The organism is Curtobacterium sp. MCBD17_019 (assembly GCF_003234555.1).
Lineage (GTDB): Bacteria > Actinomycetota > Actinomycetes > Actinomycetales > Microbacteriaceae > Curtobacterium.
This window is the reverse complement of record NZ_QKTT01000001.1, coordinates 327,862-354,269: the sequence shown is the minus strand read 5'-3', so window position 1 is coordinate 354,269 and position 26,408 is coordinate 327,862. Positions and strand designations below refer to the sequence as shown.

At 72.4% G+C, this 26,408-nt stretch carries 26 protein-coding genes; 6 read left to right on the top strand and 20 right to left on the bottom strand.

Translation table 11 applies throughout. The features are described 5' to 3' along the window. Nucleotides 1-20: 20 nt before the first annotated feature. Nucleotides 21-1,103 carry a spore photoproduct lyase family protein gene (locus DEI82_RS01695; RefSeq protein ID WP_111035585.1) on the top strand — a complete coding sequence of 361 codons (1,083 nt, stop codon included), beginning with the start codon at nt 21-23 and terminating at the stop codon, nt 1,101-1,103. 60 nt (nt 1,104-1,163) lie between these two features. On the opposite strand, the gene DEI82_RS01690 is transcribed toward DEI82_RS01695, so the two are convergent. The 8 genes from DEI82_RS01690 to DEI82_RS01655 form a co-directional block, all read right to left on the bottom strand. Beyond that, the gene (locus DEI82_RS01690; RefSeq protein ID WP_111035584.1) at nt 1,164-2,204 is read right to left on the bottom strand and encodes a dipeptidase; all 1,041 of its coding nucleotides are present in this window, start codon (nt 2,202-2,204) and stop codon (nt 1,164-1,166) included. 117 nt (nt 2,205-2,321) lie between these two features. Next, on the bottom strand, nt 2,322-3,203 hold the full coding sequence (locus DEI82_RS01685) for an ABC transporter ATP-binding protein (RefSeq protein WP_111035583.1): 882 nt from the start codon (nt 3,201-3,203) through the stop codon (nt 2,322-2,324). Further along, nucleotides 3,200-4,153, bottom strand: coding sequence for an ABC transporter ATP-binding protein (locus DEI82_RS01680; protein WP_111035582.1), 954 nt, complete (start codon nt 4,151-4,153; stop codon nt 3,200-3,202). Before DEI82_RS01680 ends, DEI82_RS01685 begins: the two co-directional genes overlap by 4 nt. Then, nucleotides 4,153-5,061, bottom strand: coding sequence for an ABC transporter permease (locus DEI82_RS01675; RefSeq protein ID WP_111013807.1), 909 nt, complete (start codon nt 5,059-5,061; stop codon nt 4,153-4,155). The genes DEI82_RS01680 and DEI82_RS01675 overlap by 1 nt, the downstream gene beginning before the upstream one ends. 1 nt (nt 5,062) lies before the next feature. Beyond that, nucleotides 5,063-6,094, bottom strand: coding sequence for an ABC transporter permease (locus DEI82_RS01670; protein WP_111035581.1), 1,032 nt, complete (start codon nt 6,092-6,094; stop codon nt 5,063-5,065). A 1-nt stretch (nt 6,095) separates the two neighbouring features. Continuing rightward, complete coding sequence (locus DEI82_RS01665) at nt 6,096-7,661, bottom strand: ABC transporter substrate-binding protein (RefSeq protein WP_111013809.1); 1,566 nt, start codon at nt 7,659-7,661, stop codon at nt 6,096-6,098. A 27-nt stretch (nt 7,662-7,688) separates the two neighbouring features. Then, nucleotides 7,689-9,095, bottom strand: a complete 1,407-nt coding sequence (locus DEI82_RS01660; protein ID WP_111035580.1) for an NtaA/DmoA family FMN-dependent monooxygenase — start codon at nt 9,093-9,095, stop codon at nt 7,689-7,691. A gap of 150 nt (nt 9,096-9,245) precedes the next feature. Continuing rightward, nucleotides 9,246-9,965 (bottom strand): alpha/beta hydrolase, encoded by a 720-nt coding sequence (locus DEI82_RS01655; RefSeq protein ID WP_111035622.1) that lies wholly within the window; start codon nt 9,963-9,965, stop codon nt 9,246-9,248. Nucleotides 9,966-10,087: 122 nt separating this feature from the next. Here DEI82_RS01655 and DEI82_RS01650 point away from each other — a divergent pair, with 122 nt between their 5' ends. After that, the gene (locus tag DEI82_RS01650) at nt 10,088-11,392 is read left to right on the top strand and encodes an O-acetylhomoserine aminocarboxypropyltransferase/cysteine synthase family protein (RefSeq protein ID WP_111035579.1); all 1,305 of its coding nucleotides are present in this window, start codon (nt 10,088-10,090) and stop codon (nt 11,390-11,392) included. 26 nt (nt 11,393-11,418) lie between these two features. Beyond that, nucleotides 11,419-12,471, top strand: a complete 1,053-nt coding sequence (locus tag DEI82_RS01645; protein WP_111035578.1) for an LLM class flavin-dependent oxidoreductase — start codon at nt 11,419-11,421, stop codon at nt 12,469-12,471. 9 nt (nt 12,472-12,480) lie between these two features. Here the strand turns inward: DEI82_RS01645 and DEI82_RS01640 are convergent, their stop codons facing one another. From DEI82_RS01640 to DEI82_RS01620, 5 genes are all read right to left on the bottom strand, one after another. After that, nucleotides 12,481-13,785 carry an FAD/NAD(P)-binding protein gene (locus DEI82_RS01640; RefSeq protein ID WP_181435065.1) on the bottom strand — a complete coding sequence of 435 codons (1,305 nt, stop codon included), beginning with the start codon at nt 13,783-13,785 and terminating at the stop codon, nt 12,481-12,483. Between the two features lie 120 nt (nt 13,786-13,905). Continuing rightward, nucleotides 13,906-15,309, bottom strand: a complete 1,404-nt coding sequence (locus tag DEI82_RS01635) for an LLM class flavin-dependent oxidoreductase (RefSeq protein WP_258370199.1) — start codon at nt 15,307-15,309, stop codon at nt 13,906-13,908. An 86-nt stretch (nt 15,310-15,395) separates the two neighbouring features. Further along, on the bottom strand, nt 15,396-15,845 hold the full coding sequence (gene sufU / locus DEI82_RS01630) for a Fe-S cluster assembly sulfur transfer protein SufU (RefSeq protein ID WP_111009976.1): 450 nt from the start codon (nt 15,843-15,845) through the stop codon (nt 15,396-15,398). Continuing rightward, nucleotides 15,842-17,194 carry a SufS family cysteine desulfurase gene (locus tag DEI82_RS01625; RefSeq protein WP_181435064.1) on the bottom strand — a complete coding sequence of 451 codons (1,353 nt, stop codon included), beginning with the start codon at nt 17,192-17,194 and terminating at the stop codon, nt 15,842-15,844. Before DEI82_RS01625 ends, sufU begins: the two co-directional genes overlap by 4 nt. Before the next feature lie 127 nt (nt 17,195-17,321). Beyond that, a complete protein-coding gene (locus DEI82_RS01620; protein ID WP_111013816.1) occupies nt 17,322-17,687 on the bottom strand; it encodes an Rv0909 family putative TA system antitoxin in 366 nt (121 codons plus the stop codon). An 86-nt stretch (nt 17,688-17,773) separates the two neighbouring features. Between DEI82_RS01620 and DEI82_RS01615 the strand changes: the two genes are divergently transcribed. Continuing rightward, a complete protein-coding gene (locus DEI82_RS01615) occupies nt 17,774-18,079 on the top strand; it encodes a hypothetical protein (RefSeq protein ID WP_111009979.1) in 306 nt (101 codons plus the stop codon). A gap of 69 nt (nt 18,080-18,148) precedes the next feature. Here DEI82_RS01615 and DEI82_RS01610 read toward each other — a convergent pair whose 3' ends face one another. The 3 genes from DEI82_RS01610 to ald all read right to left on the bottom strand — a co-directional run bounded on the left by DEI82_RS01610 (nt 18,149) and on the right by ald (nt 21,580). Then, a complete protein-coding gene (locus DEI82_RS01610; protein ID WP_258371907.1) occupies nt 18,149-19,441 on the bottom strand; it encodes a chloride channel protein in 1,293 nt (430 codons plus the stop codon). Beyond that, the gene (locus DEI82_RS01605) at nt 19,432-20,415 is read right to left on the bottom strand and encodes a magnesium and cobalt transport protein CorA (protein ID WP_111013817.1); all 984 of its coding nucleotides are present in this window, start codon (nt 20,413-20,415) and stop codon (nt 19,432-19,434) included. Before DEI82_RS01605 ends, DEI82_RS01610 begins: the two co-directional genes overlap by 10 nt. Before the next feature lie 64 nt (nt 20,416-20,479). Further along, nucleotides 20,480-21,580: an alanine dehydrogenase gene (gene ald / locus DEI82_RS01600; protein WP_111035576.1), complete on the bottom strand. Its 1,101-nt coding sequence runs from the start codon at nt 21,578-21,580 to the stop codon at nt 20,480-20,482. Between the two features lie 278 nt (nt 21,581-21,858). Between ald and DEI82_RS01595 the strand changes: the two genes are divergently transcribed. Beyond that, a complete protein-coding gene (locus tag DEI82_RS01595) occupies nt 21,859-22,185 on the top strand; it encodes a hypothetical protein (RefSeq protein WP_111035575.1) in 327 nt (108 codons plus the stop codon). A 16-nt stretch (nt 22,186-22,201) separates the two neighbouring features. Continuing rightward, complete coding sequence (locus tag DEI82_RS01590) at nt 22,202-22,669, top strand: DUF4383 domain-containing protein (protein ID WP_111035574.1); 468 nt, start codon at nt 22,202-22,204, stop codon at nt 22,667-22,669. 66 nt (nt 22,670-22,735) lie between these two features. Here the strand turns inward: DEI82_RS01590 and DEI82_RS01585 are convergent, their stop codons facing one another. From DEI82_RS01585 to DEI82_RS01570, 4 genes are all read right to left on the bottom strand, one after another. Further along, the gene (locus DEI82_RS01585) at nt 22,736-22,975 is read right to left on the bottom strand and encodes a CDGSH iron-sulfur domain-containing protein (protein WP_111035573.1); all 240 of its coding nucleotides are present in this window, start codon (nt 22,973-22,975) and stop codon (nt 22,736-22,738) included. After that, complete coding sequence (locus DEI82_RS01580) at nt 22,972-24,024, bottom strand: glycosyltransferase family 2 protein (RefSeq protein ID WP_111035572.1); 1,053 nt, start codon at nt 24,022-24,024, stop codon at nt 22,972-22,974. Before DEI82_RS01580 ends, DEI82_RS01585 begins: the two co-directional genes overlap by 4 nt. Beyond that, nucleotides 24,021-25,106: an iron-containing redox enzyme family protein gene (locus DEI82_RS01575; protein WP_258371906.1), complete on the bottom strand. Its 1,086-nt coding sequence runs from the start codon at nt 25,104-25,106 to the stop codon at nt 24,021-24,023. The genes DEI82_RS01580 and DEI82_RS01575 overlap by 4 nt, the downstream gene beginning before the upstream one ends. Before the next feature lie 137 nt (nt 25,107-25,243). Next, nucleotides 25,244-26,206, bottom strand: a complete 963-nt coding sequence (locus DEI82_RS01570) for a sugar-binding transcriptional regulator (RefSeq protein ID WP_111009993.1) — start codon at nt 26,204-26,206, stop codon at nt 25,244-25,246. Between the last annotated feature and the right edge of the window lie 202 nt (nt 26,207-26,408).

The window sequence follows — 26,408 nt, the reverse complement described above, 5'->3', positions numbered from 1 at the left end:
TCGGGGCCACGATGGAGGCGATGACCGGCACCACGACGACCGCCCCGCGGCAGCTCCTCGACGTCCGACGCATCTACGCCGAGCCGGCCGCGCTCGCGATGCCGCGTGGTGCCGAGATCGTCGCCGAGTGGCCGGACGCCGAGGTCGTCGAGGTCCCGTCGCACTGGCAGATCCCCGAGGTCCACGGCGACGAGACCAACGTGCGTCGCTGGGTCCGGATCAAGACCGAGGCCCTCGTGCTCGGCGTCAAGAAGTCCCTGGTCACGCGGCCGAACGGGCGCAGCGCCGACTTCATCGCCCCGTCGACGGCGAACGGGTGCGCGATGGCGTGCGCGTACTGCTACGTCCCGCGGCGCAAGGGGTACAGCAACCCGATCACCACCTTCGTGAACATCGAGCAGATCCAACGGCACATCGCCCGCCACGTCGCCAAGCAGGGGCCGAAGGTCGAGCCGAACCAGTGCGACCCGGAGGCCTGGGTCTACGACATCGGCGAGAACTCGGACTGCTCGGCCGACGCCCTGGTGAGCGCGAACGTCCACGACCTCGTCGACCTGTTCCGCATGATGCCGACCGCCAAGGCGTCGTTCGCCACGAAGTACGTCAACCGCGACCTGTTGGACTGGGACCCGATGGGACGCACGCGGGTCCGGTTCTCGCTCATGCCGGCCGAGCTCGCCAAGCTCACGGACATCCGGACGTCACCCATGGCCGAGCGCATCGCGGCGATCGACGACTTCGTCGACGCCGGGTACGAGGTCCACCTCAACTTCTCACCGGTGATCCTCACACCGACGTGGGAGCAGGACTGGCAGGCGCTGTTCGAGCACCTCGACGACGTCCTGTCCCCGCGGACCAAGGCGCAGCTGGCGTGCGAGGTCATCATGCTCACCCACAACGAGGGTCTGCATGGGGTGAACCTCGGTTGGCACCCCAAGGCCGAGGACGTCCTGTGGCGCCCCGAACTGCAGGAGACGAAGGTGTCCGAGAACGGCGCCGTGAACGTGCGGTACCGGCGGGAGCTGAAGCGGGCTGCGGTGGACCGGTTCACGACGCTGCTCGCCGCGACCATGCCGTACTGCCGCGTCCGCTACGCGTTCTGACGGGCCCGGCCCCGCGCCTCCCGTCCGTCCGTCCGTCGTCGGTTCGCGACGAACGCTGCGTCAGCCCCCGACGAACGCCGCGTCCGTCGCGGCGAGCACCCGGAGCACGTTGCCGCCCGCCAGCGCGCGGAGGTCGTCGTCCGACCAGCCGCGCCGCCGGAGCTCGTCGGCGAGCACCGGGTACCGCGAGACGTCGCGGAGGTCCGGGGGCAGGACGGGCGTGCCGTCGTAGTCGCCCCCGAGCCCGACGTGCTCGATGCCCGCGATCTGGCGTGCGTGGTCGACGTGGTCCGCGACGTCGGCCACGGTGACGATCGGGCCGTCGGCCGGGCGGCTCGCCGGGTCGGCGGCCTCCCACGCGGCCCAGGCCGCGGAGACGAACGCCGGCACGAACGTGATCATGACGACTCCGCCGTTGTCGGTGAGTCGGGCGAGCACGTCGTCGGGGACGTTCCGCGGGTGGTCGTTCACCGCGATCGTCGACGAGTGGCTGAACAGCACCGGGGCGGTGGCGACGTCGAGCGTGTCGCGCATGGTGTCGGGGCTCGTGTGCGAGAGGTCGACGAGCATGCCGATCCGTTCCATCTCGGCGACGACCTCGCGCCCGCGGTCGGTCAGGCCGCCGTGCGCGCGCTCCCCCGTCGCGGAGTCCGCCCAGGCCGTGTCCGCGGTGTGCGTCAGCGTCATGTACCGGACGCCGAGCCGCGCGAACGTCCGGAGCACGGCGAGGTCGTCGCCGATCGCGTGCCCGCCCTCGGCCCCGAGCAGGCTCGCGATGCGTCCGGCCGAGACGGCCGCGCGGACCTCGTCGGCGGTGCGCGCGAGCCGGAGGTCGTCCGGGTAGCGGGTGATGAGGCGGTGGACCAGGTCGATCTGCTGGAGCGTCGTGCGGACGGGGTCCGGCTCGTCGACGTCGACGTACACGGACCAGAACTGGCCGACGACACCGCCCGCACGGAGCTTCGGCAGGTCGGTGTGGAGCGTGAGCGCGGTGCCGTCGACGCCCTCGACGGACGAGCTGCGCCGCATCTGACACTCCCACGGCAGGTCGTTGTGGCCGTCGATCACGGGGAACGGCAGGGTCGCGAACGGGTCCGTCATGCTGCCGACGGTACTGGAGGCACGACGACCCTCCGCGAGATCGCGATCGGTGCCGTTCTGGCACCCTCCGGAACGACACCGACCGCGATCTGGCGGGCGGGGTGCGCCTGCGGCGCGTCAGCCGGCGTCGACGCGGGCGCGCAGCTCGTCCCGCCAGGCGCGGGTGGCCGCCTCGGTGCCGAGCGTCGGCGCGGACCCCACGAGCAACTGCGTGTACGGGTGCTGCGGGTCGTTGATGATCGCGTCCGTCGTGTTCGTCTCGACCACCCGACCGCGATACAGCACGACGACGCGGTCGGTGATGCCGGCGACGGAGCCGAGGTCGTGCGAGATGAACAGCAGTGACACGTCCGGCCCGGCGAGCCCCTGGAGCAGTTCGAGGATCTGCACACGGTTCGCCGAGTCGAGGGCGCTGACCGGCTCGTCGAGGATGAGCAGCCCGGGTCGGGTGACCAGGGCTCGGGCGATCGCGATCCGCTGCCGTTGCCCGCCGGAGACCTGCCCGGGAAGCCGGTCGAGCAGGCGCTCGTCGAGCCGCACCTTCGCCAGGTACTCGCGGACCGTCGCCGCGATGGTCGTCCGGTCGTACCGGCCGCTCGTCACGAGGGGTTCCGCGATCGACTGCTCGAGGGTGAAGCCGGGGTCGAGGCTCCGCATCGGGTCCTGGAACACGTACTGCACCCGGCCGGAGCGGCGGAGCCCCTGCCGCTGCTTCGCGCTCGCGCGGGTGACGTCCTGTCCGTCCAGGATGATCCGGCCCCCGCTCGCCGGCACGAGTCCGAGCACCGCGCGCGCGAGCGTCGACTTGCCGGACCCGGTCTCGCCGATGAGTCCGACCACCTCGCCAGGTGCGATCGTCAGGTCGGCGTCGTGGATCACCTGCTGTCGCCGCGCACCGCGTCCGTACGACACCCGCAGACCCTCGATCTGGAGGACCGGGGCGGCTCCGTCGGCGCGGGTGGCGGTGCCACCCGCGGTCGCGTCGGTCGTGGTGCTCATGCAGGGGCCTCCGTCCGGGAACCGCGGCCGACGCTGGCCGCCGGGTCATCTCCGGGGGCCCGGAGGAACCGCTCGAGGCCGAACCGGTGGTGCTCGTCGAGCAGGAGCTGCGTGTACTCGTGCTCCGGCCGGTACAGGATCTGCTCGGTGGGGCCCTGCTCCACGACGACGCCGTTCCGCATGACGAGCACCTCGCCGCAGAGCTGCGCGACGACCGCGAGGTCGTGCGAGACGACGATGAGTGCGAGCCCGAGGCGGTCCTTGAGGTCGGTGAGCAGGTCGAGGATCTCCGCCTGCACGGTGACGTCGAGCGCCGTGGTGGCCTCATCGGCGATGAGCACCGCGGGTTCGCAGGCGACCGCGGCGGCGATGAGGATGCGCTGGAGCATGCCGCCGGACAGCTCGAACGGGTACTGGTGGAACACGAAGTGCGGGTCGCGGATGCGCACGGCCTCGAGCAGGGCGACCGCGGCGTCCTCCGCCTGCCGCCGGGGCACGCCCTTCTTGACGCGGAGGATCTCCTCGAGCTGCTTCCCGACCGGGATCGATGGGTTGAGGTAGGTCGCGGGGTCCTGGAACACCGCGGAGATCGTCGTGCCGCGGAGCGCCGTCCAGTCCTTCCGGCTCAGCGTGGCGGTGTCGCGGCCGTCGATCGTGACCGAGCCGGCCGTGACCTCGAACAACTCCGGGAGCACGCCGAGCAGCGCGCGGCACGTGATCGTCTTGCCGCTGCCGGACTCACCGACGATGCCGAGCGCCTGCCCGGGGCGCAGCGAGAACGTGACCGACTCGACCGCGACGACGTCCTGCAGGTGGTCGTGGATCCGCAGGCTGTCCACGACGACGACCGGTGCGGCGGTGTCGGTCGTGTCGGGCCTCCCGGCCGTGCCGTCGGTGGACGCGCGCGCCGCGCCGGACGTGGGAGCGGGGCGGGGCGTGGGAACGGACATCAGGAACCGGCCTTCCGGGCGACGGGGGCGACGGGGGTCGCGATGCCGCGGGCGCGACGCCGAGCTCGCTCCAGGGCGCGTCTGCGGAGCATCACGCGGCCGGACTCGCCCGACGCGTCGCGGAGGACGTCCGCGAGCAGGTTGAGGGACCACACGGTCGCCATGATGAGCACGATCGGCCACACCGGCGCGTACGGCTGGTACGACAGGTACCCGAGGTCGGACGCGAGCATCCCGCCCCAGGTCGGTGCCGGTGGCTGCACGCCGATGCCGAGGAACGTCAGGCTCGCCACGATGACGAGTCCGACCCCGGTCGCGTTCGCGAAGGCGATCCCGACCGGCGCGACGACCTTCGGTGCGATGTGCTTCCGGAGCACCCAGCCCGTGGACGCGCCGCTGAGCACCGCCGCCTCGACGAACTGCGAGCCCGACACGGACAGCGCTGCCGCGCGCGAGACACGGTAGAACATCGGGGCGAGCAGGATGCCGACGCTGAACATCGCCTGCGTGAGCCCGTTGCCGAGCAGGGCCGTCATGGCGACCGCGAACACGAGGAACGGCAGCGCGATGAGGGTGTCGACGACGCGGAGGCTGAGCCACTCGAACACGCGCCCCAGGTACACGGACAGCAGGCCGGGGACCGTGCCGACGACGAGCGCGATGGCGGCCACCTCGAACGCGCTGAGGACGCTCGCCGGGGCGCCGGCGAGCAGGCGACTCAGGACGTCGCGACCGAGGTAGTCGGTGCCGAGCGGATGCGCGGCCGACGGTGCCGCCAGGAGCCGCGACCCACCCTGCAGGGGATCGTGCGGCGCGAGCAGGTGGCCGAACACACCGAGCAGGACGACGAGTGCGAGGACCCCGGTGCCGACCCAGAACGACGGGAGCCGGATGAGGCGAGCGAGCATGTCAGACCCCTCTCGCGGCGGACGGCTGGATGCGGTTCAGCGCGATGTTGACGAGCAGGTTGAACCCGACGACGAGCACGATCGACACGACGAGCACCCCCTGCACGCTCGGGACGTCGCCGTGCAGCGCGGACGTGCTCGCGAAGACGCCGTACCCGGACAGGCCGAACACGGTCTCCGTGACCACCGCACCGCCGAGCAGGTTCGGGAACGTCAGTCCGAGGAGCGCGAGGGCCGGCCCGCCGCCGTTCCGGAGGACGTGCACGAAGAAGATCCGCCGCGGACTGAGCCCGTGCACGGTGGCGCCGAGCACGTAGTTCTCGTCGTACGCCGACACGAGTCCCGCGCGGAGCTGCCGTGCGATGCCGGCGACCATGTCGAGGCTCAGGGCGATCGCGGGCATGATCACGTGCGACAGCCAGGGTCCGAAGCCCTGGCTGAGCGGGATGAACCCCGCGGACGGCAGCAGGTGCAGCTGGACCGCGAACACGGCGACGAGCACGATGCCGACGGTGAACGGGGGCATCACCGAGATGAACGACGTGAACGCCGTGATCGTCCGGTCCACCCAGCTCGTCGCGGTGACCGCCGCGAGCGCGCCGAGCAGCGCCCCGACCAGCACGCCGATCACGAGTGCGACGAGCGCCACGGACAGGCTGATGAGGATCCGCTGACCGACGAGCGTCGAGACCGGGATGCCGTCGAGCCAGCTCGTGCCGAGGGACCCGTGGAGCAGGTCGGTGAACCACGTCCAGTACTGGACGAGGAACGGCTTGTCGAGGCCCCACTGGTGGTTGAGCCGGGCGACCGCCGACGGTGTGGCGGCGTCGCCGAGTTGCACGTACGCGGGGTTCAGGCCGGTGATCGCCCCGAGCAGGAACGTGATGAACGTCCCGAACACGAACACGGGCACGAACACCGCGAGGGGGCGGAGCACCGCCAGGACGACCCGTTTCCAGCGCAGGCCGCCGGCCGACCGCGCCCGGAGCGCGGGGACGCTCCGGACGCGGGGCAGCTCGATCTCGCTCGCCATGTCAGCTCCCGCTGATGGTCACGCCGGTCCAGGTGATGTACGCCGGGATCTTCGGGATGCTCGAGACCGCCTTCGTCTTGACGAGGATGTTCGGCACGCTGTCGGTGAACACCAGGCCCGTGTTGGCGAGCCCCGCGGCGGTCGCCGCCTTGATGTTCCCCGCGTAGTCGGGCGAGTCGAGCGGTGTCGCGAGCGCCTTCGAGACGGCCGCCTGGAACGCACTGCCGGCGTCGACGCCCGACGAGTTCAGCGCGCCCTGCGCACCGAAGTGCGCCTGCAGCGTCTGGATGGGCGAGTCGCGGCCCGTGGTGCTGTAGGTGGACAGCGGCAGCTTCTTGGCGAAGAACGAGGTGGCCCAGTTCGGGTCGACCTTCAGCGTCGCGTCGATGCCCACCTTCTTGAGCTGCGCCTGCACGAGTTCGTTCTCGGCGCTGTTGTTGAGGACGGTCATCGTCACCGTGACGCCGTTCGGGTAGCCAGCCTCGGCGAGGAGCTGCTTCGCCTTCGTGGGGTTGTACGGGTACTCGTTCGCCGACGCGGCGTCGTACGCGATGTAGCCCTTCGGGAACGGCTCACTCGTCGCGGACCCGTAGCCGAAGTCGACCTGCTTGACGATCTGGTTCCGGTTGATGGCGAAGTTCACCGCCTGGAGCACCTTCGGGTCGTCGAACGGCGCCTGCGTCGTGTTCACGCTGACGTTGGCCGCGTTGAACCCGGGCTGGAACACGACGTCGAGACCGGCGGACTTGGCGGACTTGACCTGGCTCGCCGCGAGGTCGGCGAAGTTGTACACACCGCTCTGCAGACCCGACACGATGCTCGAGGCGTCGACGCCGAACGAGACCGTCACGTTCTGGATGTGGATGTCCTTCGCGTCCCAGTAGCGGGGGTTCTTGACGAACGTGGCCTTGGAGCCGGCGACGATGCTCACCGGCTTGAAGGGACCCGCGCCGTCGGGCTTCTCGTTGAGCTCGGTGGTGGTCTTGTCGGGATTCGTGATCTGCCCGACCCGCTGCGCCAGGACCAGCGGCAGCTGGTAGTCGGCCTGGCTCAGGTGGAGCACGACGTCGGTCGCGTTCGGGGTGTCGATGGACTTGATGACCGAGATGCCCTCGCCGACCAGTGCCGAGTTCTCCTGGGTCTGCGCACGGGTCAGGTACTTCGCGACGGCGGTGGAGTCGAGCGCGCTGCCGTCGTCGAACGTCAGACCCTTCCGCAGGTGGAACGTCACCTGCGTGCCGTCCGCGTTGTAGTCCCAGCTCTTGGCGAGTCCGGGCACCGCCTCGCCCTTGGTGTTCGTGTTCGTCAGGGACGCGTAGGCGAGCGCGGTGATCCGGAAGGACGCGCCACTGCCGTTGACCACGGGGTCCCAGCTCGACGGGCCGTACGACGACGCCCAGTTGAGCGTGCCGGTGGCGGCGCCGGACCCGGAGGCGGAGCTCGAGCTGCCGGTCGCGGTGGAGGACCCGGAGGAGCATCCGGCCAGGACCGTCGCGGCGACGACGGCCCCGGCACCGAGTCCGAGGATCCTCGCCCAGGTGGGTCGGGAGCGGAGGTGTGTTCTCACTGACGTCCTTCGGGGTTGGGGTGGTGGTCAGGCGGTCGCGCCGGCGGTGGCCGGCTGCTGGGTGGCGTCGACCGGGAGGGACGGTGCGGTTCCGTCCGCCGTCCTCCGTGCCGCGGTGTACCGGTTCTCGGGGATCGGCAGTCCGAGGTTGCCGCGGAGGGTCGAGGCCTCGTACTCGCTGCGGAACAGCCCGCGCTCGCGGAGGATCGGCACGACCTCGGCGACGAAGCGGCGGAACTGGGACGGGGCGGCCATGTGGAGCAGGAACCCGTCGGTGCCCCCGCCGCGGAACCACTCCTCGAGTCGGTCGGCGACGGTCGTCGCGCTGCCGACGAAGTACCCGGGCTTCGGCGCGCTGACCCGTTCGACCGTCTGGCGGAGAGTGAGTCCCTCGGCCTCGACGAGCGCGCGGATGCGGTCGGTCTGGGTCTTCCAACTCGTCTCGCCGAGTGCGGAGGTCTCGGCGGGGAACGGCGCATCGGGGTCGTACTGCGAGAAGTCGTGCCAGCCGAACGAGCGGCCGAACTCGGCGAGTGCGCGGTCGAAGTTCCAGTCGCGGGCCTGCGCGGCGCGCTCGAGCTCGCGGCCGTGCTCGTCGGTGTCGCCGATGAACCACTGGATCCCGGGCAGGACGAGCACCCCGTCGGCGTCACGGCCCTTCGCCGTGGCGCGGGAGCGGATGTCGTCGCGGAATGCCGTCGCCTGCTCGAGCGAGCTCGCGTGGGTGAAGACGCCCTCGCCGATCGCGGCGCCGAGGTCCCGGCCCTGGTCGGAGTCGCCGGCCTGGAAGATCACCGGCTGCCCTTGCTCGGATCGCACGATGTTGAGCGGGCCCTCGACGTCGAGGTACTCGCCGTGGTGGTCGAGCCGGTGCTGCTTCGTCGGGTCGAGGAACTGCCCGGTGGCGCGGTCGCGCGGGAACGCGTCGTCCTCGTAGGAGTCCCACAGGCCGCGGACGACGCCGACGTGCTCGTGCGCCCGGCCGTAGCGGTGGTCGTAGTCGTAGTGCTCGTCGCGGCCGTAGTTCCTGGCCGTCCCGCCGTCACCCGTCGTGACGACGTTCCAACCGGCCCGGCCGTGGCTGATGAGGTCGAGCGACGCGAACTGCCGCGCGAGGGTGAACGGTTCGTTGTACGACGTCGTGGCCGTGCCGACGAGGCCGATGTGCGTCGTCCGGGCGGCCAGCGCCGACAGGAGCGTCAGCGGCTCGAGCCGGTTGAGGTAGTGGGGCGGCGACGACGGCGTGATGAACTGCGAGTCGACGATGAACACGAGGTCGAACCGGGCGTCCTCCGCCAGGCGTGCGTACTCCGTGTACCAGTCGACGTCGACGCTCGAGTCGAGGGGCAGGTCCTCGTCGAGCCAGGTCTTCGGGTGTCCCGGGCCGCCGGCACCGGTGAGGACGACCCCCAGCTTCATCGTGGACTGCGTCATGGTGTCTCCATTCCCGCTCATCGGTGCTTGTGATCGCCGATCGCGCTTCTCGATCAAAGACGGTACGGCGGATGGGTAAGAATTTCCTCAGGTCGGCGATGAACACGTCATGAACCGCAACACAGCGCCGCCCGGGCCGGGCCGGCGGACTCAGATCGTGCGGATCCCCGCCTCCGGCGTGCGCAGCCGCTCGACGTACTCGACGACCGCCGCGGCGACCGTGCGGTGTGTGACGTCGTTGAGCACGTCGTGCCGACCGCCCTCGACGACGCGCACGCCGCCCGGAGTGCGCCCGACCGCCGGAGCGAGCACGTCGAGTGCGGCGTCGACCGGACTGACGCGGTCGTCGGTGCCGTGGAAGGCGAGCACCGCGACGGGCAGCGCGGCGAGCTCCGCCCGAGTCACCACGTCCTCGGCCTCGGGACGGGTGAGCTGCCCGGCGACGAGCACCACGCCGTCGCGGAGCCGTGCCCCGTGCACCGGGCAGGCCGTCCGTGCCGCCACCTCGTCCTCGTCGTCCGACACCGACACCGCCGCGTCGGTGAGGACCCCGGCGAGCACGACACCGTCGACGCGGACCGCGCCGCCCAGGACGGCACGCACCGCGCGCGCGGCCCCGGCGTCAGCGCCCACGAGCACGGCGGGACCGGCACTCCGTTCGTCGAGCCAGGTCCCCGCCGCCACGAGCTCCGCCGGGTCGTCGGCCCGGACGGCGAGGACCGCGTACCCGTCGAACGCGATCCGGGTGGCGAACCGTTCGTACACGTCGGGGTGCTCACCGCGGCCGGTGAGGACCACGAGGCGACCTCGCGCCGGTGTCGTCGGGGAGCGCAGGAACGGAGCGGTCGCGATGGGGTCAGCAGTCGTCATGGCCGCGATGCTGGACCCCCGGGCCGGACCACCGCACCGATGTGACGCGTCCGTCGTCACCGTGTTACGGACCGTGACCGTCCTCGTCGTGCCGAGCCGCGCCTCCCGGCCAGGGTGGGGGCATGACGACAACCGAGCAGATCGCGACGACGCAGATCCACGGCGGGGTCCAGACGCCCGTGGCGCAGAACGCCGTCGCGCCGGCGATCTACCAGACCGCCGCGTACGAGTTCGCGTCGACGGCGCACGCGCGAGCGGTGTTCGCGCTCGAGGAACCGGGCAACCTGTACAGCCGCAACGCCAACCCGACCGTGGCCGTGCTCGAACGGCGGATCGCCGCGCTCGAGGGCGGGGTCGCCGCGGTCGCCACCGCGTCCGGGCAGTCCGCCGTCGCGGTCGCGCTGCTCACGCTCGTCCGCGCCGGTGGTCACGTCGTCGCCGCCCGACGCCTCTACGGCGGGACGGTCGACCTGTTGACCGACGGGTTCACCGACTTCGGCATCGACGTGACGTTCGTCGAACAGGACGACCTCGACGCGTGGCGCGACGCCGTGCGCCCCGAGACCCGGGCGTTCTTCGCCGAGACGATCGGCAACCCGCTCGCCGACGTGCTGCAGGTGCGTGAGGTCGCCGACATCGCGCACGCGGCCGGTGTGCCGCTCGTCGTCGACGCGACGCTCGCCACCCCCGCCCTGCAACGCGCCGGCGACCACGGCGCCGACGTCGTCGTGCACTCCGCGACGAAGTTCCTCGGTGGGCACGGGACGTCACTCGCCGGCGTGCTCGTCGACATCGGGTCGTTCGACTTCGGCGCCGACCCCGCGCGCTGGCCGCAGTTCACGGGCCCCTACCCGCGGTTCGGGGGCATCGTCCTGTGGGACCGTTTCGGTCGGGGTGCGGGCGGCAACGGCAGCGCGTACACCGTCCTCGCCCGCACGAAGTGGGTGCACGACCTCGGCCCGTCGCTCGCGCCGTGGAACGCGTTCCAGATCCTGCAGGGCGTCGAGACCCTCGAGCTCCGGGTCCTCCGCCAGGCGGCGTCGGCGCTGCGGATCGCGGAGGTCCTGGCCGAGCACCCGGCCGTCGCCCGCGTGCACCACCCGGGCCTCGCGGGCTCACCCGGGCACGACGCGGCCCGGCGGTACCTGCCCCGCGGTGCGGGCGCCGTGTTCTCGTTCGACCTCGCCGCCGGACCCGACGCCGTCGCGCCGGTCGTCGACGCGCTCGAGCGGTTCGCCCTCGTCGCGAACATCGGCGACGTCCGCTCGCTCGTCATCCCGCCCGCGTCGACCACGCACGGGCACCTGTCGCCCGAGCAGCTCGCCGCCGCGGGCCTGTCCCACGCGACGATCCGGCTGTCGGTGGGCCTCGAGGACCCGGACGACCTCGTCGCCGACCTGGTGCAGGCACTCGACGCCGCCCACTGAACCGACCAGCACCTCGGAGGAACGACATGGAACTCGGCTACTGGACCCCCGTCTACGGCGGGTTCCTCCGCAACGTCGGCGACGAGGGCATGCCCGCGACCTGGGACTACATCCGTCGCGTGTCACGACAGGCAGAGGACCTCGGGTTCACGACCACCCTCGTGCCCGAGCTCTACCTCAACGACCGGAAGGGCGTGGAGGCGCCCTCGTTGGAGGCCTGGTCGCTCAGCACCGCGATCCTCGCCGCGACGGAACGGCTCCGCGTCATGACCGCGGTCCGCGCCGGGTTCCACCTGCCGACCGTCATCGCCAAGGCCGCCGCGACGATCACCGACATCGCGGGCGGTGATCGGTTCGCGCTCAACGTCGTCGCCGCGTGGTGGGCCGAGGAGGCCCGGCAGTACGGCGGGGTGTTCGCTCCGCACGACCGCCGGTACGAGCAGGCGGAGGAGTTCGTCGACGTGCTCCGGGCGCTGTGGACGGAGCTCCCGGCCACCCGACGTGGGTCGTTCTACGACGTCGTCGACGCGGTCTTGTCGCCGAAACCCGCCGTGCCCCCGCGGGTGTTCGCCGGCGGCGAGAGCGACGCCGGCCGTGAGTCCATCGCCGGGTTCGCGGACGCCTACGTCACCCACGGCGGCACCGTCGAGGAGCTCCGCGAGAAGGTCGCCGACGTCAACGCTCGTCGCGAGCGGTTGCAGGGCGCCCCGTTCGCCGAGATCGGCATGGCCGCCTACGTCATCGTGCGCGAGACCGAGGCGGAGGCCCGCGCCGAGCTCGAGCGCATCACCACCGTCGATCCCGCGTCACCCGGGTACGCCTCGTTCGAGGAGTTCCGGGCGAACTCGAACCTCGACGTCGAGCTGTCCCGCCGCGAGTACTCCGTCGGGACGCGGGGGCTCCGTCCGGACCTCGTGGGGACGCCCGAGCAGGTCGCAGAGCGCATCCTGGCGTTCGCCGACGCGGGCGTGACCCTGCTCCTCGTGCAGGCGTCGCCACTCCACGAGGAGCTCCCCCGCATCGCGCGGGACGTCCTGCCGCTCGTGCAGGCGGGGTCGCCCCGGCTCGCGCTGACCTGACGGGCCCGCTCAGGCGGAGACGGCCGCGACCGTGTCGAGGGCCCGATCGGCGACGCGGTTCGCGATGATCCGGATCTCGCCGATCGCCGTCGTCTCCCACAGCGCCCCGCGCAGCGCGTGCCCGATCGCCAGGAGCCGCCCGTCCACGTCGCCGTGGTCGTCGCGGACCGCGCCGGACCAGTCGGCGTCCAGTCCGAGTCCGAGGGGCTCGGGCAGGATCCTCCCGCGCTCGAGCAGCGCATCGACGACGGGACTCCAGCCGGGTGTCGTCACGGCGGTGGGGCCGGTGCAGAACACGACGGCGTCGAACCCGGACGGGTCGGCGTCGGCCACGAACCGGAGGACGCCGCCGTCGACGAGGCCCTGGAGCTCGGCGTGGACCGACGGCGCCATGCGGTGCCGGTGGACGTCCCACCGGCGCGCGAGGTGCTCGACGAACCGGCGGCGGTCGGCTTCGTCCATCCCCGTCCAGTGCTCCATGAGCCGAGGGCGCATGCCGTCGATCACCGCCTGCCACGGTGTGCCGGCGTCGACGGCGGCACGGAGCTGTACGCCGAGCTCGTGGGCGAGTCCGCCGAGCGTCGACACGGTCGGGTCGAGGCCCGGCCCGGGTGCCACCGGAGCCGACAGGTGCTCCGCCGGGAGCAGGAGGTGGCGACTCGTCGCGGTCATGGTGATCCCGGCCTCCCGGCGGGCGAGCGACGTCGCGACGTCCACCATCGTCAGGCCCGTCCCGACGAGCAGGACCCTCGAGCCGTCGGGCACACGGTCGAGCGCACCGGACGCCCACGGGTCGTCGATCTGGACCGCCGCTCCCGTCGGCCAGGTGGCAGGCGGCGGGTTCCCGAGCGCGAGGACGGCGACGTCGGCGACGATCGTCGAGCCGTCCGCGAGAGCCACGTGCGCGCCGTCGTCGTCGGTCGTGCAGCCCACCGCCTCGCCCTGCACGACGTGCACCGGGTGGTCCGGGTCGGCGACGAGGTGCTCCGCGACATCGACGAGGTAGTCACCGAACAGCCGGCGCTCGACGTAGTCCCCCGGCGCGACGTCGTACCCGTGGTCGGCGCACCACCGGACGAAGTGCGCAGCGTCGCCCGCGGAGACGCTCATCTTGCCCGCAGGGCTGTTGAGCCGGTGGTGCGCCTCGGCGTGCCCGTACGCCAGCCCCCGGCCGACCGGCGTCTCACGGGCGACGATCGTGACGTCCGGTGCGGGCAGGTCCCGCGCTGCGGCGCGCTCGCGGAGCGCGACGGCGACGTACACCGCGCTCGCACCGCCTCCGATGACGACGACCGACGTCCCTGTTCCACTCACGAGCACGCTCCTGTCCGGCACGCGCTGTCCGTCGGCGTGCTCACCTCGACGCTAGCGGGTGCACCACAAGAGCCCGATGCGTGCACGCGGAGGGCGCTCGTCGAGGCGGTGTCGACGCACTCACACGGCTGCCGTCCGCGCTCCCACCCGGTGGGACGCGCCACGGTGCTCGTCCGGCAGCCGGTCGCCCCGGCCGAACAGCTTGTCGCGCAACGACCCCGCTCCGGATGCCTCCGGATAGGCCCCGCGGGCCCGGAGCTCGGGCACGACGAACTCGACGACGTCCTCCCAGGTCCCGGGGGTCACCGCGTAGGCGAGGTTGAAGCCGTCGACGTCGGTCTCCCGCACGATCTCCTGGAGGCGGTCCGCGATCGTCGCGCCGCTGCCCACCTCGACGGGGCCGAGCCCGCCGATCGCGGTCCGTCGCGCGATGTCCCGGACGGTCCACGTCGAACCGTCCTCGCCGGTCGCGGCCGAGAGGTTCGCGGCCGCGGACTGGATCGCGTTCGACTCGATGTTGCCGAGCGGCTCGTCGAGGTCGTACTGCGCCAGGTCGACGCCCATCCACCCGGAGTTGAGCACGAGGGCGCCGACCTCGGACGCGTAGGACAGGTAGTCCGCGTACTTCGCCCGTGCGAGTTCGTCCGTGGCGTCGGTGATCACGGTCAGCAGGGTGTAGACGCGCGCGGCGTACCGGTCGCGACCCGCCGCCTCCAGCGCGTCCCGGATCTTGCCCACGGTGGCCGCCAGCTGCGGGATCGTCGGCGCGCCGACGAAGATCGCCTCGGCGTGCTCGGCCGCGAACCGGATCCCCCTGGGGGACGCACCGGCCTGGTAGATCACGGGCGATCGCTGCACCGACGGTTCGGACAGGTGGATGCCCGGCACGTCGAAGTGCCGGCCGTGGTGCTCGATCGGGTGCACCTTCGCGGGGTCGGTGAAGACGCCGGTCTCGACGTCGGCGACCACCGCGTCGTCCTCCCAGGAGCCCTCCCACAGCTTGTAGAGGACCTCGAGGTACTCGTCGGCGACGTCGTAGCGGTCGTCGTGCGCGAGCTGGTCCGTCTGTCCCATGTTCCGCGCCGCACTCGGCAGGTACCCGGTCACGACGTTCCAGCCGATCCGGCCCTTCGTCAGGTGGTCGAGCGTCGACATGCGTCGGGCGAACGGGTACGGGTGCTCGTAGGCCGTCCCCGCGGTGATGCCGAAGCCGAGGCGCTCGGTGACGGACGCCATCGCCGACACCAGGAGCATCGGGTCGTTCACGGGGACCTGCGACCCCGTCCGCAACGCGGCCTCGTTCGATCCGCCGTACACGTCGTACGTGCCGAGCACGTCGGCGATGAAGATCCCGTCGAAGTCCCCGGACTCGAGCAGCCGTGCCAGGTCGGTCCAGTAGGAGAGGTCGTTGTAGTGGCGGGAACGATCACGCGGGTGGCGCCACAGCCCGGAGGACTGGTGCGCGACGCAGTTCATGTCGAACGCGTTGAAGCGGATCCGTCGGACGTCCTGGGGTTCGGTCACGCTCCGACGCTACGGCCGCCCCCGACCCCGCTGCCGGGTGTGTGACCTCGTGTGACGGGACGGCCGGCCGGGAGGGACGGGTCGGGTCAGCGCGCCGCGGCCAGCTCCGCGGACGCCTCGGTGGCCACCCAGGCGAGCATCGCGCACTTGACCCGCATGACGAACTTCGCGACCCCCTGGAACGCGACCGCGTCGCCGAGCAGTTCCTCGTCGGGCTCACCCACGCCCCGCGACCGCAGCATGGTCCGGAACGCGTCGGCGAGCGCCGTGAACTCCGCGACGGTCCGGCCCGGCGCCATCTCGGCGAGGACGGACGCCGATGCCATCGAGATCGAGCACCCGGCGCCCTGCCAGCGGAGGTCGGCGATGCGGTCGGTACCGGGCTCGAGCCGGATCCGCACGGTGATCTCGTCTCCGCACGTGGGGTTCCGCTCGTGGTGCTCGGCGTCCGCGTCGGGCAGCGGACCCTCGCCGGTGCGGGCCTTCGCGTGGTCGAGGATGACCTGCTGGTAGAGCCCCGCGAGCGCGTCGCTCATCGGTCCACTCCGACCTCGACCGGCGCGCCGGCGTCCGCCCGGCCGTCGACGTCCGACAGCCCGAAGTACGCGCGGACGCCCGCGACGGCCTCGAGGAACCGGTCGACCTCGTCCTCGGTCGTGTACACGTACGTGCTCGCACGGCTCGTGGCCACGAGGCCGAGTCGGCGGTGCAGCGGCTGCGCGCAGTGGTGGCCGGCGCGGACGGCGAACCCCTGCGCGTCGAGCACCTGCGACACGTCGTGCGCGTGGACCCCGTCGACGTCGAACGCCGCCAGTCCCGACCGCGGGACGCCCACCCCGGACCCGACGACGCGGACGCCCGGGATCGCGGTGAGTCCTCCGACGAGGCGCTGGGCGAGGGCCTCCTCGTGCTCGCGCACGCGCTCCATCCCGATGCCCTGCAGGTAGCGGACGGCCTCGGCGAGCGCGACGGCCTGCGACACCGGCTGCGTCCCGGCTTCGAACCGCTCGGGAGCGGGCATGAACTCGGTGTGCTCCATCGTGACCGTCGTGATCATCGACCCGCCCGTTCGGAACGGCGGCAGCGCGTCGAGGAGTTCCTGGCGTCCCCAGAGCACCCCGATGCCGTTCGGGCCGAGCATCTTGTGCCCGGAGAACGCGGCGAAGTCGACCCCGAGGGCGCCGACGTCGAGCGGCCGGTGGGGTGCGGACTGGCAGGCGTCGAGCACGACGACGGCGCCGACGCCGTGAGCGAGCGCGACGACCTGCTCGACGGGCGCGATCATCCCGGTGACGTTCGACACGTGCGCGAACGCGACGACCCGGGTCCGCGGGCCGATCACGGCGGCGGCGTCCTCGGCGGTCCAGCAACCGTCGTCGTCGACGGGGACCCAGCGGAGCGTCGCCCCGGTCGCGGCGGCGAGCTCCTGCCACGGCACGAGGTCGGCGTGGTGTTCGGCCTCCGTGACGACGATCTCGTCGCCGGCGGCGAGCCGGAAGCGCTCGGCCGCGGGCCCGCCCCGTCCTCGGCTCGCGTTGCCCATGCCGTACGCGACGAGGTTGAGCGCGTCGGTGGCGTTCGCGGTCCACACGACCTCGGTCGCGGCAGCGGCGCCGATGAACCCGGCGACGGTCGCCCGGGCCTCCTCGTACGCGTCGGTGGCGAGCGCGGCGAGCGTGTGTGCTCCGCGGTGGACGGCGCTGTTGCTCGTCTCGAGGAACCGCCGTTCGGCGTCGAGCACCTGCGACGGCCGTTGCGCGGTCGCACCGGAGTCGAGGTACACGAGCGGGACGCCGCCGACCTCCTGATCGAGGATCGGGAAGTCGGCGCGGATGGCGCGGACCTCGGCGTCGGTGAGCGGGGCGGTGGTCACGGTCGTCGTCACGGTGGTGCGGTCCTCCTGGCGCCCGGGTGGGCGGTGTCGCTCGGCACGGTGCCGGCGACGTCGTCACCCGAGGGCGACCCGTCCATGGTCCCCGCTGTTCCGGATCCCGTCCAGTCGGTGGCCGCGGTCAGGCCTTGTGCTTGCCCGATCCGTCGCCGTGGTGCGGTCCGCCGTCGTGCTCCTGGTCCGGTGCGCCGTGCGCCGCGTGGCCCCCGTGACCCGCCACGCCGTGGTCGCCGTGTGCCTGCGCGTCGTGCCCCCGGTCGTCCCCTCCTGGCCCCACGACCTTGCCGATGTGCTTGTCGGCCTGGTCCCGCGCGCCCTTGAGCTGGTCGCTGTACTTGCCGCCGGTGGCCTTGTCCACCGCGCCCTGCACCGCGTCGAGCACCTTGTCGCTGAGGCCCTCGGCCTGCTCGCTGCGGAGGGCGTTCTTCACCTTGTCGTTGCCCAGGAACTCCTGGGCCTTCTTGCTGATGTCATCGAACCCGGCCATGCGCGCGATCCTAGGCGCGATGCCCTGGACGGACACCCGCCGTACGGAGCAGACTCGGGGCACACCCCGAACGAACGAGGACGCCCATGCGCAACGAGCGGTCCGCACGCGTCGCCCGCCGCGAGCGACCTCCCCGGCTGACCATGCCGCTCGAGGAGGCCGAGCGGATCTCGACGAACGCGGCCGACGGGCTGCTCGACACGTCCGATCCGGACGTCGCGCGGGTCGTCGCGCAGGCCAACCGGGTCGTCACCCGGTCGCAGATGTGGGGCTCGACCCCGGACCTCCCGACCCGCCGCTGGCGGCGCCTGACCGTCCTGGGTGGCCTGCTCTTCGTGCTCATCTGGGTGGCCGGGCTGATGCTCCCGCTGCTCGCGTCGCTCGGCAAGTAGGCCGCGCGGGCCCCGGCGCCCAGCGAGGACCCCGCCGTCACGAACGGCGCACCCGTGGTCGCTCCGGCGCTACGCCACCCCGACCAGGCGACGCCGCCCGAGGACGTACCCGACGGCCACGGCACCGCCGACCGCCAGGAGCGCCGGGATGAGGATCGTCGGCCCCTGCCCGGTGAACTCGACGACGAGGACGAGCGCCGTGAACGGGGCGCGCATCGTCGTCGCCAGGAACGCGGCGGCGCCGATGAACGCGAACGCGGCGAGCCCCGACCCCGGCCAGACGAGCAGCCACGCGCCGCCGAGGAACGCCCCCGCGGTCGCACCGATCGCGATCGACGGGGTGAGCGTGCCACCGGCGGCCCCGGCACCGATGGTCGCTGTCGTCGTCGCGGTCTTCGCCAGCGACAGGACGCCGACCAGGAGGACCGGGGCCAGTCCGAGCACCGCCGCGTCGTGCAGGTGGGTGCCGAACGCCGCCTGTCCGAGGGCGCGACCGTTGCCGAGGACCTGGGGGAACCAGATCGCGACCGCTCCCACACCGGCGAACACGACGGGCATGACGACCATGACGCGCCACCCGCGCGGTCGTGCGGTCTGCAGCCGGTTCGTCAGGCGGACGAACCCGATCCCGGCGAAGCCGAGCACCGGTCCGACGAGCACCGCCCACACGACGAGCGACGGCGACAGGGTGAGCGTCGGCACCGTGTAGAGGGTCTCGACGGGCACGACGGCCCGGGCGACGAGCGCGGCGATCGCACTCGTCGCGAACGCGGGCAAGGCGGTGGCGAAGGTGATCTCACCGAGCAGGACCTCGACGGCGAACAGCGCTCCGCCGAGCGGCACGTCGTACACGGCGGCGAGTCCCGCCGCGGCACCGCAGGCGACGAGGATCCGCGTCTCGCGGCGGGTCAGCCCGGCACGGTCGGTGATCTGCTGGCTGAGCCAGGCCCCGATCTCACGCGGTGCGACCTCCTTGCCGATCGAGGCTCCGAGTCCGACGATGACGATCTGGATCCCGGCGTTCGCGACCGTGACGAGCGACGGCATGTGCCGGCCGTCGACCGCGCCCTGCACGGCGACGACGGGGCGGCCCCACCGGCGGAGCGCCCACCACGCGACCCCGGCCAGGAGGCCCGCGGCGAAGACCGCCAGGAACCGGTGCAGGGCGTCCGGCTCGTCCGCCGCCTCGTCCCCCGTGTGGAACGGGAACCCGAACGCGACGACCTGGATGAGGTGCAGCGCGACCCACACGCTGATGCCAGCGACGCCGCCCGCGACCCCGACGAGCGCGGTGACGACGACGATGCGGAGGGTCCAGTGCGGCGTGGAGTGCGCGCGCGGCCCGGCTCCGGTCAGAACCACCGCTTGACCTTGAAGACGACGAACAGGACGACCGCGAACACGACCATCGCGACGATCGACAGGGGGTACCCGTACCGCCAGTGCAGCTCGGGCATGTTCGTGAAGTTCATGCCGTAGATCGCGGCGATGAGCGTCGGGGCGAACAGGATCGCGGCCCACGCCGAGATGCGCTTGGTGTCGTCGTTCTGCTTCTGCGCCGCCAGGGTGGCGTCGACCGTCAGCGCGTTCTGGAGCAGCGCACGGAACGTGTCGGCGCGGTCCGTGATCCGGATGACGTGGTCGAGCACGTCGCGGAACCGCCGCTGGAGCTCGAGGGGCATGTGGTACTTGTCGGCGCCGCGGTGCAGCGCCTCGAGCATGGCGACGAGCGGCCGGGTCGCGCGCTGGAAGTCGACGACCTCGCCGAACAGCTCGTAGATGCGTCGCGACGTGTTCGCGACGCCGGCGAACAGCTGGTCCTCGATCTGGTTGATGTCCTCCTCGAGCCCGTCGGCGACGGGACGGTACCCGTCGACGATGGAGTCGAACAGGGCCCAGAGCTGTGCCTGCGGTCCCGCGCCGACCAGGCCGGACTTGTGTGCCAGGCGGGTGAGGGCGGTGGTGATGGCGACGGACCCGCGCGGATCCTCCTTGACGACGGCGACGAAGAAGCGGGGACCGACGAACGCGTGGATCTCGCCGAACCGGACGACCTCGTCGGCGTCGACGTAGAGGGCGGGACGCAGCACCGCGAACAGGGTGTCCCCGTAGCGTTCGAGCTTCGGCCGCTGGTGCCCGTGGGCGGAGTCCTCGACGGCGAGTTCGTGCAGCCCGAACGCCACGGCGACGTCCCCGAGCTCCTCGGGCGTGGGGTGGTCGAGGCAGAGGCACGCGGCGGCCTGGTCCTCCGCCACCATCCGGAAGGTCTCCTCGAGCGAGGTCGAGGAGATCGGGGCGATCTGGTCGACGAAGACGGTGTTGAGCGCGACGGGCATGGGTCCTCCGCCCCGAAGCGTACGGGACCGCTCGCGCTGGGTCGGACCACCCACGCCCCAGCGGTCAGGCCGTGGCGACCTCGAGGCCGTGCGCAGCGGCGACGGCCGCGTTGACGACGGCGCCGGCGTGCACGTTGAGGCCCTTCGCGAGCGACGGGTCCGCGGCGAGCGCCCGCTCCCAGCCGGCGTCGGCGATCGCGACGGCATACGGCAGGGTCGCGTTCGTCAGCGAGATCGTGCTCGTCCGCGGCACCGCCCCGGGCATGTTCGCGACGCAGTAGTACATCGAGCCGTGCACCGCGAACGTCGGGTCGTCGTGCGTGGTGGGCCGGGAGCCCTCGAAGCAACCGCCCTGGTCGATCGCGATGTCGACGAGCACGGAGCCGGGGCGCATGTCCGCGACCATGGCGTCGGTCACGAGCTTCGGCGCGGCGGCCCCGGGGATGAGCACCGATCCGATCACGAGGTCCGCGTCGCGCAGGGCCTCGGCGATCGCGTAGCTGCTCGAACGGAGGGTGGTCACGCGGCCGTCGAACCGCGCGTCGAGGGCACGGAGGCGCGGGAGCGCGATGTCGATGACGGTGACCTCGGCGCCGAGCCCGAGGGCCATCGCCGCCGCGTGTTCGCCCGCGACCCCGCCGCCGATGACGACGACGCGGCCCTTCGGGGTCCCGGGCACGCCGCCGAGCAGCAGGCCGCGACCGCCCGCGGTGCGCATGAGCTGGTTCGCGCCGACCTGTGCGGCGAGCCGCCCGGCGATCTCCGACATCGGCGAGAGCAGGGGCAGCGACCGGTCGGGCAGCTGCACCGTCTCGTACGCGATCGCCGTGGCGCCGGACGCCCGGAGCGCCTCGGTGAGCGGCCGGTCCGCCGCGAGGTGCAGGTAGGTGAACAGCACCTGGCCGGGCCGGATGAGCGGGTACTCGCTCGCGACGGGTTCCTTCACCTTGAGCACCATGTCCGCGGCACCCCAGACGGCGGCGGCGTCGGGGACGACCTCGGCACCGGCGCCCGCGTACTCGTCATCGGTGAAGGCACTGCCCGCGCCCGCGCCACCCTGCACGAGCACCCGGTGCCCGTGCAGGGTGAGCTCGGCGACGCCCGCCGGGGTCACGGCGACCCGGAACTCGTTGTTCTTCACCTCGGTGGGGACACCGATCAGCATGGGGACTCCTCGTGGTCGTGCCCGCGGCGGCCCGCGGGGTCGAAGTCATTCAGGCATCCGTTTCGAACGGCCGTGTCACAGCAGCACATCGTTCGGTTGCACGCGCTGATCGTGCTCGTCAATTCGGTCCGGGGCGCCCCGCACGGGCGTGCGCCGAAGGATCGACCGGTGGCGGGCCTCCCGGCCGGACTGTCCCCCGTTCACTGCGCGACCGGGCAGTCCGGTCCGGGTACCGTCCAGGCCACTCGACGACGAGCCGTCGAGGGGAAGGACCTGTGATGACCAACGAGGAACTCGCGATCCCCGACTTCGACCACGTGCCGCTCGGGGCGCTCCGGGAACGGATCGTCGCTCTCGATCGCTCGGACCTGCAGGCGCTGCTCGACCACGAACGGGCCCACGGCGACCGCCTGCCGGTCGTCGAGGTCCTGCGCCACCGGCTCGAGGCCCTCGACGCCGGCGCCGAACCCCACGGCTCCGTGCCGGACCACCTGCCGGAGGTCCACGCCGGCCTGCCCGGGGGCGGCGTGACCCCCGCGACCTCCGGGCCGCCGATCAACCCGCCGTCACACGGCGATCCCACCAACCCGGCCATGCCGCGCTGATCAGGAAGGAACTCCCATGTCCGACTCCTCCGCCCACCCGCCCTACGCCGCGACCGCCGTCCAGAAGGGCGCACTGATCGTCGGGATCGTCTTCCTGGTCGTCGGGATCGCCGGGTTCATCCCGGGGATCACGACCGGCTCGCTGAGCGGTGCCGGATCAGGCTCGATGGCGATGTTGCTCGGCCTGTTCCAGGTGTCCGTGCTCCACAACATCGTGCACCTGGCCTTCGGTGTCGTCGGTGTCCTCGCCGCCCGCGGTGCCGGTGCTTCGCGCGCGTACCTGATCATCGGCGGCATCGTCTACGCCGTCCTCTGGATCTACGGCCTGTTCACCGCGAACCACACGAGCGGGGCGAACTTCGTGCCGCTCAACACGGCCGACAACTGGCTGCACCTCGTGCTCGCCGTCGGCATGATCCTGCTCGGCTTCGTGCTGCCGCGCTCGCGCAGCCGCCGGGACGACCGCATCCGCACCGTGGGCTGACACCCCCGGACGCACGACAGCGGGCCCGCGACGATCGTCGCGGGCCCGCTGTCGTCATGGTGACGGTCAGACCGGGTCGGCCGCGACGTCCGAGGCGGGCAGCTCCGGCTCGGTCCGGAAGCCGATGATCTTGTGCGTCCCGTCGCAGTACGGCTTGAGCATCGACTTGCCGCACCGGCAGAGCGCGACCGTGCGTCGGCGGCGGGGCAGGTCCTCGCCGTCGGGGTTCGTGATGCGGACGTCGCCGCGCACGAGGAGCGGCCCGTCGGGGCACGCGACGATCTCGATGTCGGGGTCGTGGGTCATGGGCGGGGTCCCTCCGTCGGGGTGTCGGTCACGGAGCCGACACCGGCGAGGCGTCGGCGGAGCAGCGGCAACGGGCTGGCCGCGCGCGGGAGCCGTTCGCCCGCGTACCACACGCCGCCGCGGGCCCGGGCGACGACGGCGAGCCAGGAGCACACCGCGCGCTCGGCGAGCCACAGCGGCGACCACAGCGCCGCGGTCGGCGGGAACACGGCGGTCCCCCCGGCGCGGCGGCGGCCGAGTTCGGCGAGCCCGACCACGGCGACCGCCCCGCCCACGAGCCACCGCGGCCGACGCACGGCGAACAGCACCGCGGGCAGGACGGCGAGTTCCAGGGCGAGCCGGAGCGGTTGCGCCCACGAGTCGTACGCCTGGCGCACGCGTTGCCCCAGGAAGTGCCGGACGGTCGGCGGACGGCGCGCGACGAAGCAGTCGTCGAGGCGGACCTGTCGGCCCCCGACGGCCAGCACGGTCCGGACGAGCTCGCAGTTCTCGAACAGGACGTCCCCGTCGTACCCGCCCGTCGCGAGCAGCACCCCGCGTCGGACGCCGAGCGTCCCGGGCCAGTCCGACCCGAGCGCGCGGTTGAGCAGCGTGCGGCCGGTGTCCCAGCGGGCGTGCCACGGCGACGGGTGGAAGTGGTTCTGCGGCCGGACGACGTCCGCGTCAGCGAGCTGCGCGACGACACGGGCGAGCGCGGGCTCGTCGTACCGGACGTCGTCGTCCGCCACCACGACCGCGTCGTGCCGCGCCGTCTCGACACCGGTGACGACCCCGCGGACCTTGCCGTTCCTCCCGGCCCGGTCCCGTGGCGGCAGCAGCCGGACCCCCGGCGGGAACGCGGCGCGGTGCCGTTCGACCGCGACCGTCGACGAGCCGTCGACGACGGTGACGTCGACGACCTCGACGAGGCGCGCCAGGTAGGCGGCGAGTTCCGTCGGGTCGGTGTCGTCGTCCCACCGGAGCGGCAGGACGTACTCGGCCGGCAGGCGCTCGGCGCCGCCGTCGGCGGCGTGGCCGACGGGACGGGGACCCCCGCCGCGTGCGGTCATCCGGCCTGGAGGGACGGTGCGGCCACCTGCACCGGCGCGCGGAGCGAGGACCGCCCGGCCTGGTACGCCTCGAGCAGTTCGGCGGCGGCCCAGCCGTCGACGGTGAGCGACGCGGCGGCGCCGAACAGCACGTCGTCGAGGAGCGCGGGCTCGGCCTCGACGAGGCCGCCCGCGAGGTCGCGCCCGGCGATCTGCTCGTGGACCGCGTCGGCCTCGACGTGCTCGTCGAAGTACCACGTGGCGTCCTCGTCGAAGCCGAGGCGCCGGAAACCGTCCCCGTACAGCTTGTTGGGGATGGACGAGGTCATCTCGTACGCCGCCAGGTGTCCGACGGTCGCACCGCGCAACCGACGGTGCTGCCCGAACAGGCTCATCATCGTGTTCGTCGCGAGCGTCAGCGCCGACACGGCGTCGACGTACGCGCCGTAGGAGTCGTCGAGTCCGGCGGCACGGACGGTGCGGGCGAAGATCGCGGAGTGCATGCGCTTCGGCCGGCCCCCGCCGTACTCGTCCGACTGGATCTCGACGAGCGCGGCCTTGGCGCGGCCGGTCAGGCGCGGGATCGCCCAGGAGTGCGGGTCGGCCTCCTTGAGCGTGTAGACCGTCCGGTTCACGAGGAGGTCGCGGACCTGCTCGAGCGTGGCCTTCCGCGCGACGTAGCGCGAGAGGCTCGGCCCCGAGTCGGCGGAGGTCATCGCGAACAGGGCCGCCGCGACGGCGTCCGCGGTCGGCTCGGGTCGCTCGGGCATCGGCACCCTGCGGCGGAGCTCGGCCTCGAACGCCTCCTCGAGCACGGCACGCACCGCGAGGAGGTCCGGGTCCCACTCGAAGCGGTCGTCGACACCCTGGATGCCCCCGTAGGCGAGCTCCTGGAGCACGAAGAGGCTGCTCTGCACGTCGTCGTCACGGATGAGGTCCTCGGCGTCGGCGATCGCGCGGCGAGCGGTGTCGGTGAGCGCGGATCGGTCGCCGTCCGGACGCTCGGTGAGCACGGCGCGGATCGCCTCGCCGAGCGGCCCGCGCGGTGCCGGGTACGGCATCGGGGTCTGGGTGAGGACGTCGGCAGCGTCGAGGACGGCCATGGAGGGCTCCTTGCGTGGTCGGACAGCTCGCCATGCCTACGCCCGCCCAGCTGGGAACACGTCCGGGTTCGTCCCCCGACCCGTGTCCCCCGACGGGTCCCCCGTGACCCGGCTTCGGCGATCGGCCTCCCCGTCGCTCAGGAGCCGAGCAGCGCCTGTCCCGCGCTCTCGTCGACGATGAGGTCCGTCACGAGCCCGGCCGCCAGCGCCCCCTCGAGGCTCGTGACCTTCGAGCGCCCCGCGACGACGCAGATCCGCCGCGGCGCGCGCTTCAGGGTGTCGAGGTCCGGCGCACCGGCGCGGGCGTTCAGGCCGATGTCCCGCCAGGAACCGTCGGCCCGGTAGAACACCGTCGTGACGTCGCCGACGACGCCGTCGCGCTTGAGCTCCTCGCGGTCGGCCGGGTCGAGGTACCCGCCCGAGTACACGTGGCTCGGGACGAGGGCCTGGGGCGAGCCGACCCCGAACAGCACGAGGTCCATGCGCTGGTGCAGGTCGAGCACCGGGCGAAGGCTCCGCTCGCGGAACAGCGCGGCCTTCGTCGCCGGGTCGTCGAAGAACGCGGGGACCGGGAACTGCTGGACGACCGCCCCGTACGCGTCGCCGAAGCGGCGGAGGATCTCGCTGGCGTAGACGATGCCGGTCGTGCGTGTGTTGGCCGCACCGTTCACCTGGACGATCGTCGAGCCGTGCGTCGCCTTCGGCACGAGGTACCGGCTGATCGCACTCACCGTCGAGCCCCACGAGATCCCGATCACCATGTTCGAGTCGATGTACTGCGTCAGGATCCGGGCGGCGGAGAGCGCGACGCGTTCGAGCCGGTCGACGTCGCTCGTGTGGTCGGGCACGGGCACGACGTGCGCGTGCACGTCGAACCGGGTGCGCAGGGCACGGCTCAGGGCCGCGGCCTGATCGAGCGGGGACCGGATCTGGATGTCGACGAGCCCGGTGTCGCGGGCGTACTTGAGCAGCCGCGAGACGGACGACCGGGACGTCCCGAGTTCGTCGGCGATGGCCTCCATCGTCAGGTCCTGCATGTAGTACAGGTGCGCGGCGCGGAGCGCCTGTTGCGTCCGCACCGCCTGTGCCGCGTCGCTCATCGTGCGTCCTCCGCGTTCGTGTGCCGTGCAGCGGCACCAGCGTCGCGCGGCACCATGCTCGCGCGCCCTGCACGCACGTGCAGGGCCGCTGGCTCCATTCTCGCCCCCAGCGGACACGCGTTGCCACCGGTCGTCGCCGCTCTGGAGGCCCGGTGCACGTTCGTGCAGGCGGGTTGCCCCTCCTGTCAGTGGCGCGCACCAT